This window comes from Streptomyces sp. NPDC001941, from assembly GCF_040296945.1.
Taxonomy (GTDB): Bacteria; Actinomycetota; Actinomycetes; order Streptomycetales; family Streptomycetaceae; genus Streptomyces.
In genome coordinates this window covers 1-14,065 of the sequence record NZ_JBEOYE010000154.1, presented here as the reverse complement: position 1 = coordinate 14,065, position 14,065 = coordinate 1, and the positions used below count along the sequence as shown (strand labels likewise).

17 protein-coding genes and 2 pseudogenes are annotated in these 14,065 nt (G+C 70.5%); 10 read left to right on the top strand and 9 right to left on the bottom strand.

The window, feature by feature from the left end:
* Positions 1–61 precede the first annotated feature (61 nt).
* The 4 genes from ABT160_RS44430 to ABT160_RS44415 all read left to right on the top strand — a co-directional run bounded on the left by ABT160_RS44430 (position 62) and on the right by ABT160_RS44415 (position 3,794).
* Positions 62–2,179: a CHAT domain-containing protein gene (locus ABT160_RS44430; protein ID WP_351655373.1), complete on the top strand. Its 2,118-nt coding sequence runs from the start codon at positions 62–64 to the stop codon at positions 2,177–2,179.
* A 194-nt stretch (positions 2,180–2,373) separates the two neighbouring features.
* Positions 2,374–2,856 (top strand): helicase associated domain-containing protein, encoded by a 483-nt coding sequence (locus ABT160_RS44425; RefSeq protein WP_351655370.1) that lies wholly within the window; start codon positions 2,374–2,376, stop codon positions 2,854–2,856.
* Entirely contained in the window at positions 2,853–3,329 is a 477-nt protein-coding gene (locus ABT160_RS44420; protein ID WP_351655367.1) for a hypothetical protein, read from the top strand. Before ABT160_RS44425 ends, ABT160_RS44420 begins: the two co-directional genes overlap by 4 nt.
* A gap of 96 nt (positions 3,330–3,425) precedes the next feature.
* Positions 3,426–3,794, top strand: coding sequence for a hypothetical protein (locus ABT160_RS44415; RefSeq protein ID WP_351655365.1), 369 nt, complete (start codon positions 3,426–3,428; stop codon positions 3,792–3,794).
* Positions 3,795–4,024: 230 nt separating this feature from the next.
* Here ABT160_RS44415 and ABT160_RS44410 read toward each other — a convergent pair whose 3' ends face one another.
* From ABT160_RS44410 to ABT160_RS44400, 3 genes are all read right to left on the bottom strand, one after another.
* Positions 4,025–4,564: a pentapeptide repeat-containing protein gene (locus ABT160_RS44410; protein ID WP_351655362.1), complete on the bottom strand. Its 540-nt coding sequence runs from the start codon at positions 4,562–4,564 to the stop codon at positions 4,025–4,027.
* Positions 4,474–4,932 (bottom strand): hypothetical protein, encoded by a 459-nt coding sequence (locus ABT160_RS44405; RefSeq protein ID WP_351655359.1) that lies wholly within the window; start codon positions 4,930–4,932, stop codon positions 4,474–4,476. The genes ABT160_RS44410 and ABT160_RS44405 overlap by 91 nt, the downstream gene beginning before the upstream one ends.
* A 267-nt stretch (positions 4,933–5,199) precedes the next feature.
* Positions 5,200–5,364: a hypothetical protein gene (locus ABT160_RS44400; protein ID WP_351655357.1), complete on the bottom strand. Its 165-nt coding sequence runs from the start codon at positions 5,362–5,364 to the stop codon at positions 5,200–5,202.
* A 147-nt stretch (positions 5,365–5,511) separates the two neighbouring features.
* Between ABT160_RS44400 and ABT160_RS44395 the strand changes: the two genes are divergently transcribed.
* The gene (locus ABT160_RS44395) at positions 5,512–5,787 is read left to right on the top strand and encodes a hypothetical protein (protein ID WP_351655354.1); all 276 of its coding nucleotides are present in this window, start codon (positions 5,512–5,514) and stop codon (positions 5,785–5,787) included.
* A 249-nt stretch (positions 5,788–6,036) separates the two neighbouring features.
* Here ABT160_RS44395 and ABT160_RS44390 read toward each other — a convergent pair whose 3' ends face one another.
* The 3 genes and pseudogenes from ABT160_RS44390 to ABT160_RS44380 form a co-directional block, all read right to left on the bottom strand.
* Entirely contained in the window at positions 6,037–6,615 is a 579-nt protein-coding gene (locus ABT160_RS44390) for a PASTA domain-containing protein (RefSeq protein ID WP_351655352.1), read from the bottom strand.
* Entirely contained in the window at positions 6,612–7,160 is a 549-nt protein-coding gene (locus tag ABT160_RS44385) for a SigE family RNA polymerase sigma factor (RefSeq protein WP_351655350.1), read from the bottom strand. The genes ABT160_RS44390 and ABT160_RS44385 overlap by 4 nt, the downstream gene beginning before the upstream one ends.
* 171 nt (positions 7,161–7,331) lie before the next feature.
* A pseudogene (locus ABT160_RS44380) lies at positions 7,332–7,763 on the bottom strand (DUF4158 domain-containing protein); the annotation flags it as partial.
* 272 nt (positions 7,764–8,035) lie between these two features.
* On the opposite strand from ABT160_RS44380, the gene ABT160_RS44375 reads away from it, so the two are divergent.
* The gene (locus tag ABT160_RS44375) at positions 8,036–8,698 is read left to right on the top strand and encodes a hypothetical protein (RefSeq protein ID WP_351655347.1); all 663 of its coding nucleotides are present in this window, start codon (positions 8,036–8,038) and stop codon (positions 8,696–8,698) included.
* 303 nt (positions 8,699–9,001) lie between these two features.
* On the opposite strand, the gene ABT160_RS44370 is transcribed toward ABT160_RS44375, so the two are convergent.
* Both ABT160_RS44370 and ABT160_RS44365 read right to left on the bottom strand, forming a co-directional pair.
* Entirely contained in the window at positions 9,002–9,844 is an 843-nt protein-coding gene (locus tag ABT160_RS44370; RefSeq protein ID WP_351655344.1) for an alpha/beta fold hydrolase, read from the bottom strand.
* Positions 9,841–10,434: a TetR/AcrR family transcriptional regulator gene (locus tag ABT160_RS44365; protein WP_351655341.1), complete on the bottom strand. Its 594-nt coding sequence runs from the start codon at positions 10,432–10,434 to the stop codon at positions 9,841–9,843. The genes ABT160_RS44370 and ABT160_RS44365 overlap by 4 nt, the downstream gene beginning before the upstream one ends.
* Before the next feature lie 525 nt (positions 10,435–10,959).
* Here ABT160_RS44365 and ABT160_RS44360 point away from each other — a divergent pair.
* Both ABT160_RS44360 and ABT160_RS44355 read left to right on the top strand, forming a co-directional pair.
* Positions 10,960–11,097 (top strand): hypothetical protein, encoded by a 138-nt coding sequence (locus ABT160_RS44360; protein ID WP_351655339.1) that lies wholly within the window; start codon positions 10,960–10,962, stop codon positions 11,095–11,097.
* On the top strand, positions 11,058–11,519 hold the full coding sequence (locus ABT160_RS44355; protein ID WP_351655336.1) for a hypothetical protein: 462 nt from the start codon (positions 11,058–11,060) through the stop codon (positions 11,517–11,519). Before ABT160_RS44360 ends, ABT160_RS44355 begins: the two co-directional genes overlap by 40 nt.
* Before the next feature lie 1,146 nt (positions 11,520–12,665).
* On the opposite strand, the gene ABT160_RS44350 is transcribed toward ABT160_RS44355, so the two are convergent.
* A complete protein-coding gene (locus ABT160_RS44350) occupies positions 12,666–13,175 on the bottom strand; it encodes a hypothetical protein (protein ID WP_351655333.1) in 510 nt (169 codons plus the stop codon).
* Positions 13,176–13,665: 490 nt separating this feature from the next.
* Here ABT160_RS44350 and ABT160_RS44345 point away from each other — a divergent pair.
* Positions 13,666–13,824 (top strand): annotated as a pseudogene (locus ABT160_RS44345) (transposase family protein); the annotation flags it as partial.
* A gap of 61 nt (positions 13,825–13,885) precedes the next feature.
* A partial coding sequence (locus tag ABT160_RS44340) for a hypothetical protein (RefSeq protein ID WP_351655376.1) occupies positions 13,886–14,065 on the top strand: 180 nt, incomplete at its 3' end.

The window sequence follows — 14,065 nt, the reverse complement described above, 5'->3', positions numbered from 1 at the left end:
TCTAGGAGTGACGACACCAGCCCCTCAACCCCCAAATGCTGGCAGACATCTGCTCTACCTCGTGGTGTTCGACCCGGAGGACGGCACGGCTCCCTCAGAGATCTCGCCGGTCATCGACGCACCGTTTGAGGACCCCGATCAATTCGCCATCCCTCACGCACTGGCACGCGACGTGGCCCGGGCGTTGCCCGGGTTGTGGTACTGCCTGCATCTGCCGCAGTCACGAGGAGACCTGGTCGACCTTGAAGCGTGGAGGCTGAAGGGCCTGCAGCAGCTGGCGATGGGACATCACGTGATGCCCGTTCCCGTCACCGCGCTCGACAGCCTGGCTCTGGCCCCGTGGTGGCGGCCGATGCTGGCGTTGTGCCCGGACGAGCTCGTCGAGCGGACCGCACGGGGAGCGGTCGCGCTGGGCGTCGAACTCCCCGTCACCTCCTTCTCATCTCTGGGCGACGCGAGTCTCGAAGAACACTGGCAGGCCATCCAGGAGCGCGTATACCCCGACGTCCCTCCGCTGGCGAGGAAGGTCAATCTCAGCCACCGCCTGGACCTGGCCGCGTTGGACCTGCCCTGGCGTCTCATGGCTCGCCGGATGGGCTGGGACATCGATGCGCCCGCCGATGAGGAACCACGTACGCTGCTTCATCGCACCCTGCAGGGGCACACGCTCGTCGCGGCCACCGCCCGACTGGAGCGTCAGGGACTGACTATCGAAGAAGCCGAACCGGTCTTTGGACAGACGGTCGTTGAGGAGAAGGCACGACTACGGCTGCCGGTTGCTCTGGCGCTGCCTGGGGTCGCCCCCGCATACATACGCGGCGCCTACCCCCCTCAGCTGCGCAAAGCCCGCGTCCGCCCGCTCGCGGCCCTGGACGCCGGCGACACCTGGTCGACCGAGATCGGTGAACGCGATGATGCCCACGTCGAACGGGCGGCCATCGAGTACACGCTGACCCACCGGGCCGTCGCCAACGACAGCCTGGGACTGATGATGCATTCCGTTCCCCCCAGCGCGTTCACGCTGCTGGCCGACCTGGAAAAGCACTTCCGGGACTCTGCCGCGGACCGCCCCCGCTCGGTGGAGAAACTGCTCAGCCGCCTCAACGCTGTCGTCAGGCCCTTGTTCACCGAACCGGTGATGGAGGCCATCAGCCGGGCGTCGATGCTCACGGTGCTCTCCAACTTCCCTCTGGGCCTTGCCACCCTGCCGGGCGACACCGCCCCGCTGGCGGCGCGCCTGCCCCTGACGTACGAGCCGCTGCTGCCGCTGACCCGCACCGTGCAGAAGGCCGGTGCCGTCGCCGTCGGTGTCGAGTGGAAGAACCGCATCCGTGTCCTGGTGGCGGAGTGCATCCCCGCCAGCGACCCGGTGGGCCGAATCTCACGAGACGGTTGGCGGATCACTCAGGACACCCTGAAAGACGTCGAAGGGCTGAGTATCCACGCGGTGCAGACGCTCTCCCTGGATGCCCTGCGCGAGGCCGTCAGCGAGCACACACCTGACCTGCTGATCATCAGCGCGCACGGCACCCTCGTTGCCAACACGGCGGCCATCGTCATCGGCGACGAACCGCACGTCGAACTCGGCCTGCGGCACACTCCACCCGTCATCGTACTCAGCGCATGTCACGTCGCTCCCCGGGGATCCAGCGCCGTCTCCATCGCCGATCTCCTGCTGCGCGAGGGCGCACTGGCCGTACTGGGCACGCAAGTGCCCGTGGACGTGCGCCGCAACATGATGCTGACCGGCCGCCTGCTGACCAATCTCGCCGACCATCTCATCAACCAAGGACGTCACGCCACACTGTTGGAGGTGTGGCATCACACCCAGACCACTAACACCGTCAACGACATCCTCATGTCCACACCGTCGCTCAGCAGTTGGGGACGGACCCCCGGCCCGGGTGGCGGGCTGGCCCCACTACAGGAATTCATGATCAGCAGATCGGCCGGGCGGCTGCGCGGTGCCCACATCTACCAGGACACCGAACAAGTCCTCGGCGAGATCGCAGATGATCAGGGACGCGGCGAACAGGTCCGCAACTGGTTCCGCCGCCCGGGCTACGTTCCGGAATCACTCTTCTACCTCTTCGCAGGCCGTCCGGAACGGATCCTCATCTCCTCCATGGAGGAACGCGTCGCGGCGCTCTGGCCGGACTCCGACACTCCGGGCAGATAACGCCACTGACCAGCGCAAACCCAGCAACCGCTATAGCAGTCTGCACGAGAACGACATGCCCCATCGTCAGTCATGTCAGTAGCAGATGAGCACCGCGCGTCAGCGCCAACCGCCAGGTCACCAGGCTTGCGCCACTGACACCTAAATGACGACGTCCAACTGACACTCCCCTGCAGACCAGCAGTTTCCGGCTGGTGCAGAACCGGCTGGCTGCGGGCGGCAGCCTCCCGGCGGCTGCGGGTGAGGTCGTGGTCCAGGGCGTGGACCTCGGACGGTGGGTACGCGCGCAGCAGAACGGCTGGGACGGGCTTCAGAGGGCGCAGCAGTACCTGCTGGAGACCTTCCTCGGCCTGGAGCCCACCGAGGCCGTGGAAGAGCCCGTAGGGGTGTTGCGGGGGCCGGAGGCGGCGTGGGCGCGGAACCTGGCCGCGGCCCGGCAGTTCCACGCCAGGGAGGGGCATCTGAAGGTGCCCCGCAAGCACGTCGAACACCTTGTCGGCAGCGGGGCCGACGCGGGCGGGCCCGGGGACGGGGAAGCAGGCGGAGCTGACGACCTGGTCGCCATCAAGCTGGGCCAGTGGCTGGACAACACCCGGCGCCGGGCCGCCAAGCTCAGCGAGCAGCGGCGTGCTGAGCTGGCGGCGTTGGGCGTGCCCTGGGCGGGAGGCGCGGCATGAGCAGGCGGGAGCCGGAGGAGGGGGACAGCGCGATGGCGCGGGCGCTGGTGGAGGTACGGACCGGGGCCGCGTGGGACGCGTGGGCGGTGGCCGTGGCTGCGCACGTTTTCCTCAATCCCGTCGAGCGTGCCCGGTGGGAGGGGCGGGGTGAGGACCGGCTGGACGAGCTGCTGCTGCCGGTGCTGTGGGCGTCGGTTCATCCCTCTGAGCGGGCCGGGTACGCGGGGGTGCTGGAAGCCTTCGCTGCACGGCATGAGGAGCGGCTTCAGCGGCTGTTCGCCGACTACGGGCCCGCCTCCGCGATCGCGGGCTCGGGCCGGTACGAGGTGTTCGGCTACCCCGTCAGCCTGTTCGTCCTGGAGCGGCTGTCCGGGGTCGGCAGCCGGTTCAGGCTGCGCGCTTGGTGGCAGAGCGAGGGCCTGGACCTGCGGTGGCTGGAGGACGCCGGCCAGGGGTGGGGCGTGGCGTTGTAGGGCGGGTGGGGGTCGTGGGGCGCGGCAGGGGTGGAAAGTAGCCAAAGGGGCTGGACTGCTGCATCGGCGGGGCGCGGGGCGGACATGCTGTGGGGTATGGCAGCAGGTGAGGTGCCGGGGGTGCGGCTGGTCGGTGTGGTCACTGACTGGGTGCTGCTGCAGTGCGCGCTGCTGCGTGCCACGGCGCCGGGTGCTGACGTCCAGGAGCGGCGGCGGGCGGCGAGCGGGCGGGCACTGGCGGACGGCATGGAAGAGACCGCGCGGACCGCGTCGCGCGAACTCCTCGTCGAGCTCGGGCGCGAGCAGGTCAGCCGGGTCCTCGTCGCGGCCTTGTGGAAGGTCCTGATCCGCGTGGTGATGGCCGCCGGAGACTGGCGGCGCGCCCCGGACGAGGTCCGGGGCGCGGTCGAGGGTGTCCTGGCTGCGAGGACGTGGTCACGGGCACCGCTGGCCCTCAGCTCCTGAAAGCGGCTGCTCCCTCTCCCCTGCCCTCGACTCTGCAGGGTCAAGCCTGATGATCACATGCGGTAGATGGTCACCATGGCCGGATTACAGGAAGGGCGTCCGCCCGTGCCCCGGCCGGACCGGGCGTCCGGTCCGGCCCGTCCTCGTGCCACTCACCCCGCACGCGGGACGGACTGAGGGAACCGGCCACATACATGCCCGGGCCCGGCACGCGATCCCATACTGACCGCTCACTCCCTCGCCATGGCCGGACCCACCAAGGGATAGAGCCACCCGGGCAGAACCGTCTCCTCGTCCGTACGGGCGGCCAGGATCTGCCCCACGGACACACCGAATGCGCCCGTCAGCGTCGCGTCCTCCAGGTTGGCTCGCGTCAGCGTCGCACCCAACAGGTTGGCGCCCGCCAGCGTCGCGTCCTCCAGGTTGGCTCGCGTCAGCGTCGCACCCCGCAGGTAAGCGCCCGTCAGCGTCGCACCCACCAGGTAGGCGTCCATCAGCGTCGCACCCACCAGGTAACCGCGGGTCAGCGTCGCACCCACCAGGTAGGCGTCCATCAGCGTCGCACCCACCAGGTAGGCGGCGGTGAGGTCGACGTCCCTCAGGTTGGCTCCGGCCAGGTGGAGCCCGGACAGGTCGAGTGGTTCGCGTTGGTCGACGTGGGTGCGGGATTCGGCCCGGGTCAGGGCGGTGAGCGCGGCTTGGACGTCCCCGGCCGGCTCCTCGGGGTGCGTCTGATCGGATTCGTCTTCCGGCAGGGGCCCGATCGCCACAGAGCGCGCCGGGGGGCCTGGGCGCGCAGGAAGTGGCCCAGGACGCGGGCAGCGTCGGTGGCGGCCTGCTCGGGCGCGTCCTGCACGATCTGTTCCAGGGCGAGGATGCCGCCGATGCGGACGTACTCCTGGTCCGAGCCGAGGCGTTCGAGGGCTTTGGTGAACCGGTCGGTGATCTGCCCGCGCCGGGTGAGGCGGTAGGTGCGGGCGGTGTACAGCAGCGCGACCCCGGCGCCGAGCGCGGCCACCAGCGCCACCAGAGACGTCCGCAGGCCGGTGACCAGGGCGGCGGAGCCCTTGCGGAGTTCGGCGTCGTCCAGGTACTTCCCGTCGAACCAGCGCGGGCCCTGCCAGATCAGCAACGGCAAGCCGCCAGCAGTACCAGACCGAGGAGGACGACGCCCAGGGCCAGGCCCCAGCGCCGCCAGAGAGCCGCCCGCCGCGCACGCCCACGCCGCTTGTCCAAAGCCGTCAACAGCGCACGCTGGTACCGCCACCGACGCACCTCACGGACCGGATGGCGCACCACTCCTGGGAGGGAAGGAAGATTCATCCCCCGACCATGCCCCCAACCACCCTGCGCGCGCCGGGAGTTCGACCACCCGGCGACCAGCGCCCCACCCGGGGGTGTCAGGTCAGGGGTAGTCGCCGCGCCACACCCACACCGCGTCATCGGGGGCGTCGGGGGCGTAGTCCGAGCGCCCGCCCGGCCCGTACCGGCCGTGCTCGCTGATCAGGAACGCGCCCTCGGCGCGGTCGGCCGGCTCCGCCCGGGTCACGTCCAGCAGCCACCCGTCCAACGGCCCCCCGCGCAACTGGGGTGGGGTCCAGGGCGTACCGGAAAGCTTTGATGATCGTCTCAGTCACCGTCAGATCATCGCCACCACCACTGACAACCCCGCCCCGCAGCCGAAACTGCGCCGCAAGATGGCAGAGGCGGCGAGGCGTTGACCCAGGCGTTCTACAGCGACGCCGCCGAGAAGGTGCTTCGCGGCGACCTGAGCGCGAGCGAGGGAGCGGCCGTCAGGTCGGTGCGCGCCTCCCTCGAAGAGAACCCGACCCCCGACCGCGCCCGTGGACTGCCGGACGCCGACCCCTACTCCCAGTCGTACACGATCGGCGTACTGCCGGAGCAGACCGGCGGCCGAGGGATCACCATCGTCTACCGGTACCACCCGGACATGGACGTGGCCCCCAGAACCACTCCGCACGATCATGACTGATCGGCAGTAGGACCAGACGCATCATCCAAGGCCCTCGCCCCACCGGATCATCCGGCTGGAGCGGGGGCCTTCGTGCGTTCCCGGCCCGCCAGGCGGACCCGAAATCAAGATCGTTGCCCGCCCGGCGGGAGCGAAGTCCAGCAGCGGCCCGGAGGGGCGGGCGTCCAGCCGGTGCGCCGCGGTCGACGGACTGCCCGGCACCGGCCCCTGGGTCACTCGGCCGGTGCGCGGGCCGAAGGGCCCGGTCGCTCAGGTTCTGCCGGGTTTGCCCGTCGAGACCAGCAGGAGGACGGACGAGCCCGGTGCCACCCGTTCTGCGCCGCCCCGGGGCTGACTGCTGATCACCTGCCCGGCGGGAACGTTCCAGTCCGTGTGCCGCATGATCGTGCAGCTCAGTCCGAGTCCGCGCAGCAGGCTTCCGGCCTGTTCGACCGGCATGCCGGCCAGGTCCGCCAGCGCGATGCCCTCTCCCGCGGTCTGCTCCTGCTCCGGTGTCGGAGTCGCATCGGCGCTTCCGCTCTTGGGGGTGCCGGTGGCGACCGGGGTGCACGCCCCGTTCACCGTTGGGGACAGGGACGGGGAGGCGCCGGGCGCGGGCGGCACGGGCTTCAGCGCGAAGAACCCCACCGTGGCGCACGCCAGCACGCAGCACGCAGCAGCGGTGCCGAGGAGCGCCCGGCGGGTGCGGCTGCGGCTGACGGCTCGCTCGATCGCGGCCGCGTCGACGACCGGCGCCGTCGGCCCGTCGGCGAAGGAGGCCACCGCGGCACGCAGCTCGGCTTCGAGGCCCGGCTCGAACGGGGCCGGTCCGGACGACGTGTTCCTCACTTCGTACCTCCGAAAGCGGACGACGGCGTGTGCGGCGCCTGGGCGCCCGATACGGAATCGCGCAGCTTGGCCAGGCCGCGGGCGAGCTGGGATCTCACCGCACTCGAAGAGATGTCCAGGACGTCGGCGACCTGCCGGGCGTCCAGATCGTGCAGGTAGTACAGGACCACCACGCTGCGCATGCCCATCGGCAGCCCGAGCAGTGCCTCGATCAGTTCCGCGCGCAGATCCACCTGCCCGAACCGGTCCCGGGGGTCGGCCGAATCGGGCACCCCCGACAACCCGGGGCGCTCGCCCCGGCGCGACAGCCGCCGCCAGCGGTCGTTGGCCAGGTTGACCAGCACTTTGCGCACGTACGCCTCCGGCGAGTCCGCCACCGCGACCTTCCGCCAATGTCGGCACGCCCGCTCCAGCGCCTCCTGCACCAGATCCTCGGCCACGTGCACGTCACCGGTCAGCGCATACGCGGTGCGGAACAACGCTCCCGACCGATGTGCGACGAACTCCGCGAATCCGTTGCCCGGACCGCTCCTGCGAAACCTCACCCGCCGACCTCCTCTCCTCATCCCGTCCCGATCACTGCCCCCCATGACGGCGGAACGGGGCCGAGTGCTGCACCGAGCCGCCGGCAGTGACGTGAATCACAGCCGGGACGGAAGAGTGTCCCCGCCCTCGCGCCGCTGCCGCCCGGGGTCCGGGCGGGGCCCGGCAAAGCGGAGGGCCGCCGGGCGGGCGGCCCGCAGTCGGCCGAGAAGCAGCCGCTGGTTCGCCGTCTCCCGCACCGACGCCACCAACCGGGCCAGCGTCGTCACCCCCGGCAGCAGCACCCTCCGCTCGCGCAGCCACCCCACCGCGGCGTCGAACAGCGTCTTCGGCCCCTCCCCGGTCGTCCAGGCCCGCGCGTCCACCCACGCCCGCAGCTCCGGCTCGATCTCGGCGAACTCCCGGTACTCCAACAGCCACCGCAGCTCACGCACGTGGTCGAGTCGGGTGTTCTCCCGCTCGCCGTACTCCTCCAGCACCGAGGCGTCCTCGATGTCCAGCTGCTCGGCCAGGTAGTCCGCGACCTCCACCGGCACGTCGGTCGGGTTGTCCAGGAACACCCCGAGGTAGCGCACCGTCGTCAGCTGAGCGGCGAACCTCATCTTCAGCTGCAGAACTGGATGTGGCTCTGACCTGGGTCGTTGCGTGTTGGCTGGTGTCGGTGATGGACCGGGTCAGCAAGGCCGATGGTCTTCGTCGGCCGCGGGAAGTCGACCAGCACTTCGCTGAAGACCACCCACCCGCAGCAGCTCGTCGACGACGTCCTGACCATCATCACCGCGGCTACGCCCTGCCCAGCCCTGCTGCAGGATCTTGCCCCCGCGAGCGGGCTCTGGGTCGCTAGCGTGGGCGGTGAGCCGACGTACAGGGGGCTTGGGTGAACGGCACGCTGGTAGGGGGGGTCCGGCTGGGGAATGACACGAGCGCTCGGCAGGTGACGGTGTTCGTGACCGAGTCGGGGGTTCTGCACCGCTCCCACGGCTTGTACGGAAAGCTCCCCCGGCTGTCCAGGCCGTACTCGTCGCCTGCGGTGTCCAGGGGCACAGAGCCTGAGGACGCGCGGCTTCTGGCGCGGCCCATTGCCAAGCTGCGTGAGCAGCATGCCCAGTACAAGGCCCGGGGGTACACCCGCAACTTGATCTCCCCGGTGTCGGTACGCCTTGAGGTTGAGGAACAGCGGGTGGAGGACCGTGTACTGCTGCGGGCATTCGTCGGAGCGGCGCCGGCAAAGCCGCTGACACTCGATGCCGCGATCAAGCAGTTCCGTGAGGCCTTGGGACTGCCGAGCCGGCCGTTGAGCTGGGCCCCGCGTCCGCAGGTCCTTCCGGCGCGGGTCGAGGCAGCGCTGCGGGTGCTGGCTGACGGCTCGACCATCAGCTCGCCGCGGCATCTCCCGGTCGGCTGGGTCGTCTCGGAGCAGGGCGTGCGGCTGCATGTCGGCCGGGCAGGCGAAATCCTGGACCGGGCTTCGGTGATCGAACTGCAGGCGGCGCTGAGCGCCTGGTTGCGCTTCACCGAGCCTGCCGACGGTACCGGCTGAGGCCCGAGCCTTGCGCTGCATAGGGCGGCACGGCTTGGTCCGGCCCGGCCCCGACTCAAAATCGCCTGTGCGGCTCCCTGCGGGACGATCTCCACTCCCCTGGAACCAGGGACCGCCGGGAGGTTGATCGCCCGTCAGGCGGCCGGACAGCGCCTCTTGTAGGTTCTCCGGTTAGCTGTCATATGGCGATGCTGTGACCTGCTGTTCTTCCTCCTGTCTCACACAGTGCCGGATGAGTTGAGTCTCAGGATCGTGTCATTTCCTTCGACCGCCTCCGACGGAGCTGACCAGGTCGCGCGTGCTTCAGATCGAGGCTCCAAGGGCCTTGCGCAGGAGCTCGCCGAACTCTGCGGGGTGCGTGGTCAGTCCGATGTGCCCGCCGGGAAAGTACCGGAGCTCCGTGCCGAGACGCTCGGCCAGGCAGACTGCCGAGCGGTAGGGCAGCTCACCGCGTGAGTCCTGACCACCGGCGATCACGAGTCGGTCCGACAACCCCTTCAACTGACGGATGTCCGGCGCGTAGGACATGAAGCTGGGCACGATCCGCCCGACGAAGTAGGGCAGGTTGGCCATCGTCTGCTCGGCCCGCGCCGCTGCTTGGCGCGGAAGCTTGAGCTCGGCCTCCGGCTCGGTGGTGTCGCCGTCTTTCTTGAGGCCCGCAGCGAACACGGCCATCGCCGGCATGAGCCCTTGGGTGCGGAACGTGTCCTGCACGTGTGCGATGAGTGCGCGGTGTTCAGCCGCGTCCGGCAGGACCTCCACTACTGGCGGCTCGTGCGCCACAACGCGTGCGATGCGTTCGGGGTGGGCGGTGAGCAGGTGCAGGGCAGCGATCGCGCCCGAACTGGCGCCGAATACTCGGGCGGCCTCGCCAGGCGACAGCAGTTCCAGCATCCGCAACGCGTCATCGGCGTGCTCGGCCACTTGCTGCTCGGCGTCGGGGTCCTCCAGCGTGCTGCGGGACATGCCACGCGGGTCGTAGGTCGCGACTGTGTATTGGGCGGCCAGGTCGTCGGCGATGCCGTCGAAGGATGCCGCGCCGCCCGTCCCTCCGGGGATCAGCAGCAGGAGCGGGCCCTGACCTCGCACTTCGTAGTGCAGGGTCGCGCCGTTGACCCGCAGGCTGCCGATGGTCGGGTCGGTCATGAGGAGTCTCCTTCTCGGGACGGGGGCCAGTGCTCCAGGAGGGTGTGCAGGGCGTCGAGCGCGCGGATCCAGGACTGCTGTGGCGAACGCTTGTGCGCGAAGCCGCCCGCCGCTTCCAGGGCGACGAACCCGTGGAAGGTGCTGCGCAGCAACCGGACCGCGTCGGTCAGGTCCGGCTCGGCCAGTCCGTAGCCGCGCAGCATGCCGTAGGTCAGCTCGACCGCGCGCCGTGGTCCGGGCGCTGTTGCGGCCAGCTCGGGGTCGATCTGGATCGGGGTCTGCGTTGCCATGTAGCGGCCCGGATGCTTGCGGGCGTACTCCCGCCAGGAATTGGCAAACGCGAAGAGCGCGTCCTTGCCCGCCCGCCCGGCAGTCGCCTCCGCGATGCGGATGGTCTTCTCGTCCGCCGCCAGCAGCGCGATCCGACCGCGCAGGTCCTCCAGGCTGCGGACGTGCGTGTAGAGGCTCGCGTCCTTCACACCCAGCCGCCGCGCCACCTGCGACATGGTCACCTGATCGAGCCCGACCTCGTCCGCCAGCTCGGCACCCGCGATCGTCACCCGCTCCGCCGTCAGCCCGGCACGCACCATGCACCTCCCTAGATCCTTGGACCTCTAGTTTTAACCTAGGGATCCTAGGAAGGCAATCGGGAGCGCGACCAGTCGGCCCGGTCTGCCGCCCGGAGGGAGGGTGTTATGGGAGGCTCCGCCGCGGCGGTGGCCCGCCAACTCCACCGCCAGATGACCCGATACCACCGCTGACACCCCCGGCAACCACGTCACTGACAACCCTGTGCAGCCGAACTGACAACACCGCGCAGCCGAAGTGACAACCCCGCGCACCACCCGAGCACGGCCCAGGCAGGCGGGCCAGGCCGCGGCGCAGCAGGAGTGGACACGGGCAGGCGGCATGCGCCGTATCCACCGAGGTGGCAATTCGCATCCACCCCCGCTGACAGCCAGCGTGAGCCCCCTTCCCTTACCGCCCACCCCACCCCGCTCAGCCTGACCTGAGTGGGTAGATCAACAACTACACACCCAGCACCAGACCGGACCCCCAACTGCGGGCTCTCCCCCTGCTCGGCTGAGCCGCGGGAGACCGTACGGTGAGGGGGGGTGAGCAGCAGTCCCGGCCCGGCGGTCGTCGTGATCCTGCCCGGCGGCCAGGACGTCACCGGGCGCCTTCTCGCGCGCCAGCAGGCCGACGGCGGGGCGTGGCTGACCAGGTGGCCCTCGATGTGTGGTCGAACCTGAAGGTGGGGGAGGTGGCGGCCGCCGAGTACCTGGTGTGGCTGCCCCCCGAGCAGATCCGGCGCCCGGACGGGGTGAGCTACGACGACGTCCCCACGCGCCGGCTGCCGCCGAAGGCCGGGCGGCCGCGCGGCTGGCGGATCGAGAACGTGCGCGTGAGCGAGGGCCGGAGCCGGGCGCGGGTGGAGCGGGTCGTGCACGTGTACGCGTGCCCGCTGGTCTCAGCGGGCAACGACAACGTGCTGGAGACCTCCACCGTGCTTCAGCTGCTGCGCTCCTCGGACGTACGGGCGTGCGGGTGTGCAAGGAGTGCAGCGCGGCGGAGCACTTCGCCCTCTGGCTGTGACGCCCGGCCCGGCCGGGCAGAACAGCGGCCCGCCTCGCCCCGGACACGGACTCACCTCTTCTCCGGCTATCGCGGATAAAAGAGGTGTCGTCGCCCGGGAGGGGCTTGCCCACGGCCCCTGACCTGCACAAACGGAAGATCACCGGATTCGGGGGGTCCCACTTCCGGTCCTACCTACGGTCCCCCGCCCGGTGCACCCGTAAAAACAACCCTCCAGCCTGTCTCCGGTACAGCCCTCCGAAGGGCCGATATGACCTTCGGCGGGGAGGGCTTGCCCAGACGGGACGGGCGGGTGGAGGCCAGCTCTGACCTCTGGCCGGATAGTGCAGACACGGCGCCGAGTCGACCACGCCCCGCTTCTTGCCCGGGTCGGCGATGTCGTCCCCGCCAGGCCTGGAGCAGCACCTGGGCCTGGTGGCCGGGGTGGACGTGGGCAAGCCTGCTCGGGGAAGGCTTGCCCACCAACGCCCCGGGCTTGCCCACAGGCTCAGGCGTGCCCAGTGATCGCGCCCGCCGAGCTGCCCCGGCGTCCGGCTGGTCTTCGGGCCCGAGGCGGTGAGGAGGGAAAGGGCGGCCCGGTGGTACTGCCCCCGAAGACCGTCACGGACTGTGGGCACCGGGCCTGACCCGACGCACCCATGCCGGCGCGGGCTGAAGGGGACCCTACTCACCGCCGTACAGGCGTTGACCGACGGCCCCGATTCCCGCCCTGCCCGTCCGCCGGTCTGGTAGAAGGTGCGGCCCCGGGCGGTGCGGCCCCGGGGCCGAGGAAGCATGCGCGGCCTCGGGGGGAGGAGGTCAGCCGCACACGACCAGCCTGTCCAACGACGCCAGGCGCCCGCAGGCACCGACACGATGACCGACATCCGCACCGACCAGGCACCGACAACCACCGGCACGGGACCGGCACGCCGGTCAGTCCGTGTCGGTGCCTGGTCGGTGGTCGTGTCGGTGCTCTGGTCGGTGGACATGTCGGTCATCGGACCGGTCGCGGCCCGGTCCCGTCGGCCCGGCCTGACCACTCCCCGCGGCTGCCCCTCGCACCCTGGAGCACTGTTCCCCAGAGCCGGAGCCATTGCGTACAGAGGGGTGTCGGAGTCGGTTACCCGGGGGCTGGCCTGCGGGTACCGGCCCGACCCCGGCGACCGCACCACAGGGGAAACAACAGGGGGATCGGCAGCGGAGACGGCCCGGTTACCCGGCCGGTTACCCCGGCCCCGGGCACCTACGGTTCCAAGGCGCGCAGCAGCCCGTCCCGTTCCGCTGCCTCCCGCTCCAGGACTTCCTCGTAGACGGCGAGGTCGAGGCGTTCCTCGATCGCGGTACGGACAAGGCGGGCGAGGATGTCGGGTGAGAGGGCTTCGAGCTGGGTGGTGGCGGGCGCGGTGAAGGAGCGGAGGCCGGTGGGCTTGGCCGGCGCCGTCGGCAGACGGAAGCGGTCGACCTGGTCCTCGGTGACCGCGACGCGGACCAGCTCGGTACGCCCGCCGTGGACAGCGGCGAACGCCGCGACGTCCTCCGCCAGCGCGCACGGCACGTGCACGCCGGAGGGGTCCAGATCGCCGCAGTGCAAGGTGACCAGCGGGAGGCGGAAGGAGGCGGCACGCAGGGCGGCCTCGTGCTTGCCGGACAGGGAGTCGAAGCCGCCGCCGGAGCGGACGATCAGGCCGTAAGGATCGGCGATCCGGGCGAGCTGGACGGTCGTACCCGCGCTCTCGCACCACAGCTCCAGCACCTGCGCCTGGCCCTCCTGGCGGTCACGACGGTACGCCGCGGCGGCGCTGCGATCCGGGTGCGGAAGTCGGCCTCGCCGGTGAACGCGGGCGGCGGCTGAAGGCAGGTGCCGGAGTCGTCACGGATCGCCTCCCACGCGATCCGCCCCGAGCGGCGGCCCATCCCCACCACCTCCCCCAGCCGCTTGTACGCGCGCTCGGTCTTCTCCAGTGCCCCGCCGGAGACCAGGGCGCACAAACACTGGCGCAGCGAGACCGGGAGCAGATCGGCATACCGGTCCAGGACCAGGCCGACCGAGGCCAGCAGAGCCACGTGGGCGGGCGGGGCCGCCAGACGGGCTGGTAGCCCCGCGGGCGCTTATCCGGCATGCCCCACCCCTTCCCCACACCGGTGTCGTGGGCAAGGACGACTTGGCGTCCTTGCGACGGTTCCGGTGAGAGGGGGGCGCGGCACCGGCCCGAGGCCATCGTGTGGGCGGTACCGTGCCGGTGATGGAGGTGTTGTCGGTGTCGGCGGTGGCATGTTGTCCGCCGCCGAGATGTCCCGGTTGCCGGTCCAGAGCCCAGCGGGTGCACTCCAGCTACGAGCGCGGTCTGGCAGAGCGGCCGTTAACTGGGAAGAAGTTGCAGATCAGGCTGCGGGTGCGGCGCTTCTTCTGCGACCGGGCATCGTGCCGGAGGCGGACCTTCGTCGAGCAGGTCGAGGGGCTGAGTGAGCGTTACCAGCGCTCCAGTCTCGGTACCCGGCAGTGGCTGCGGGCCGTCGGACCAACGACTTCTCGAAGTCCGCCTCGCCTGCCCGGACATCACCCGAGCCTGCGACCTCGCCCGAAACTTCGCCGATCTCGTGCGTCACCAGCGCGGATACCTCTTGCTGGAATGGATCCGCCAG

What these genes read in the sequence shown, in the direction of transcription:
- ABT160_RS44365 (WP_351655341.1), bottom strand. Translation starts at nt 10,434, where the DNA reads ATGGTGCGTGCCGGGCTGACGGCGGAGCGGGTGACGATCGCGGGTGCC.
- ABT160_RS44370 (WP_351655344.1), bottom strand. Translation starts at nt 9,844, where the DNA reads ATGACCGACCCGACCATCGGCAGCCTGCGGGTCAACGGCGCGACCCTG.
- ABT160_RS44420 (WP_351655367.1), top strand. Translation starts at nt 2,853, where the DNA reads ATGAGCAGGCGGGAGCCGGAGGAGGGGGACAGCGCGATGGCGCGGGCG.
- ABT160_RS44415 (WP_351655365.1), top strand. Translation starts at nt 3,426, where the DNA reads ATGGCAGCAGGTGAGGTGCCGGGGGTGCGGCTGGTCGGTGTGGTCACT.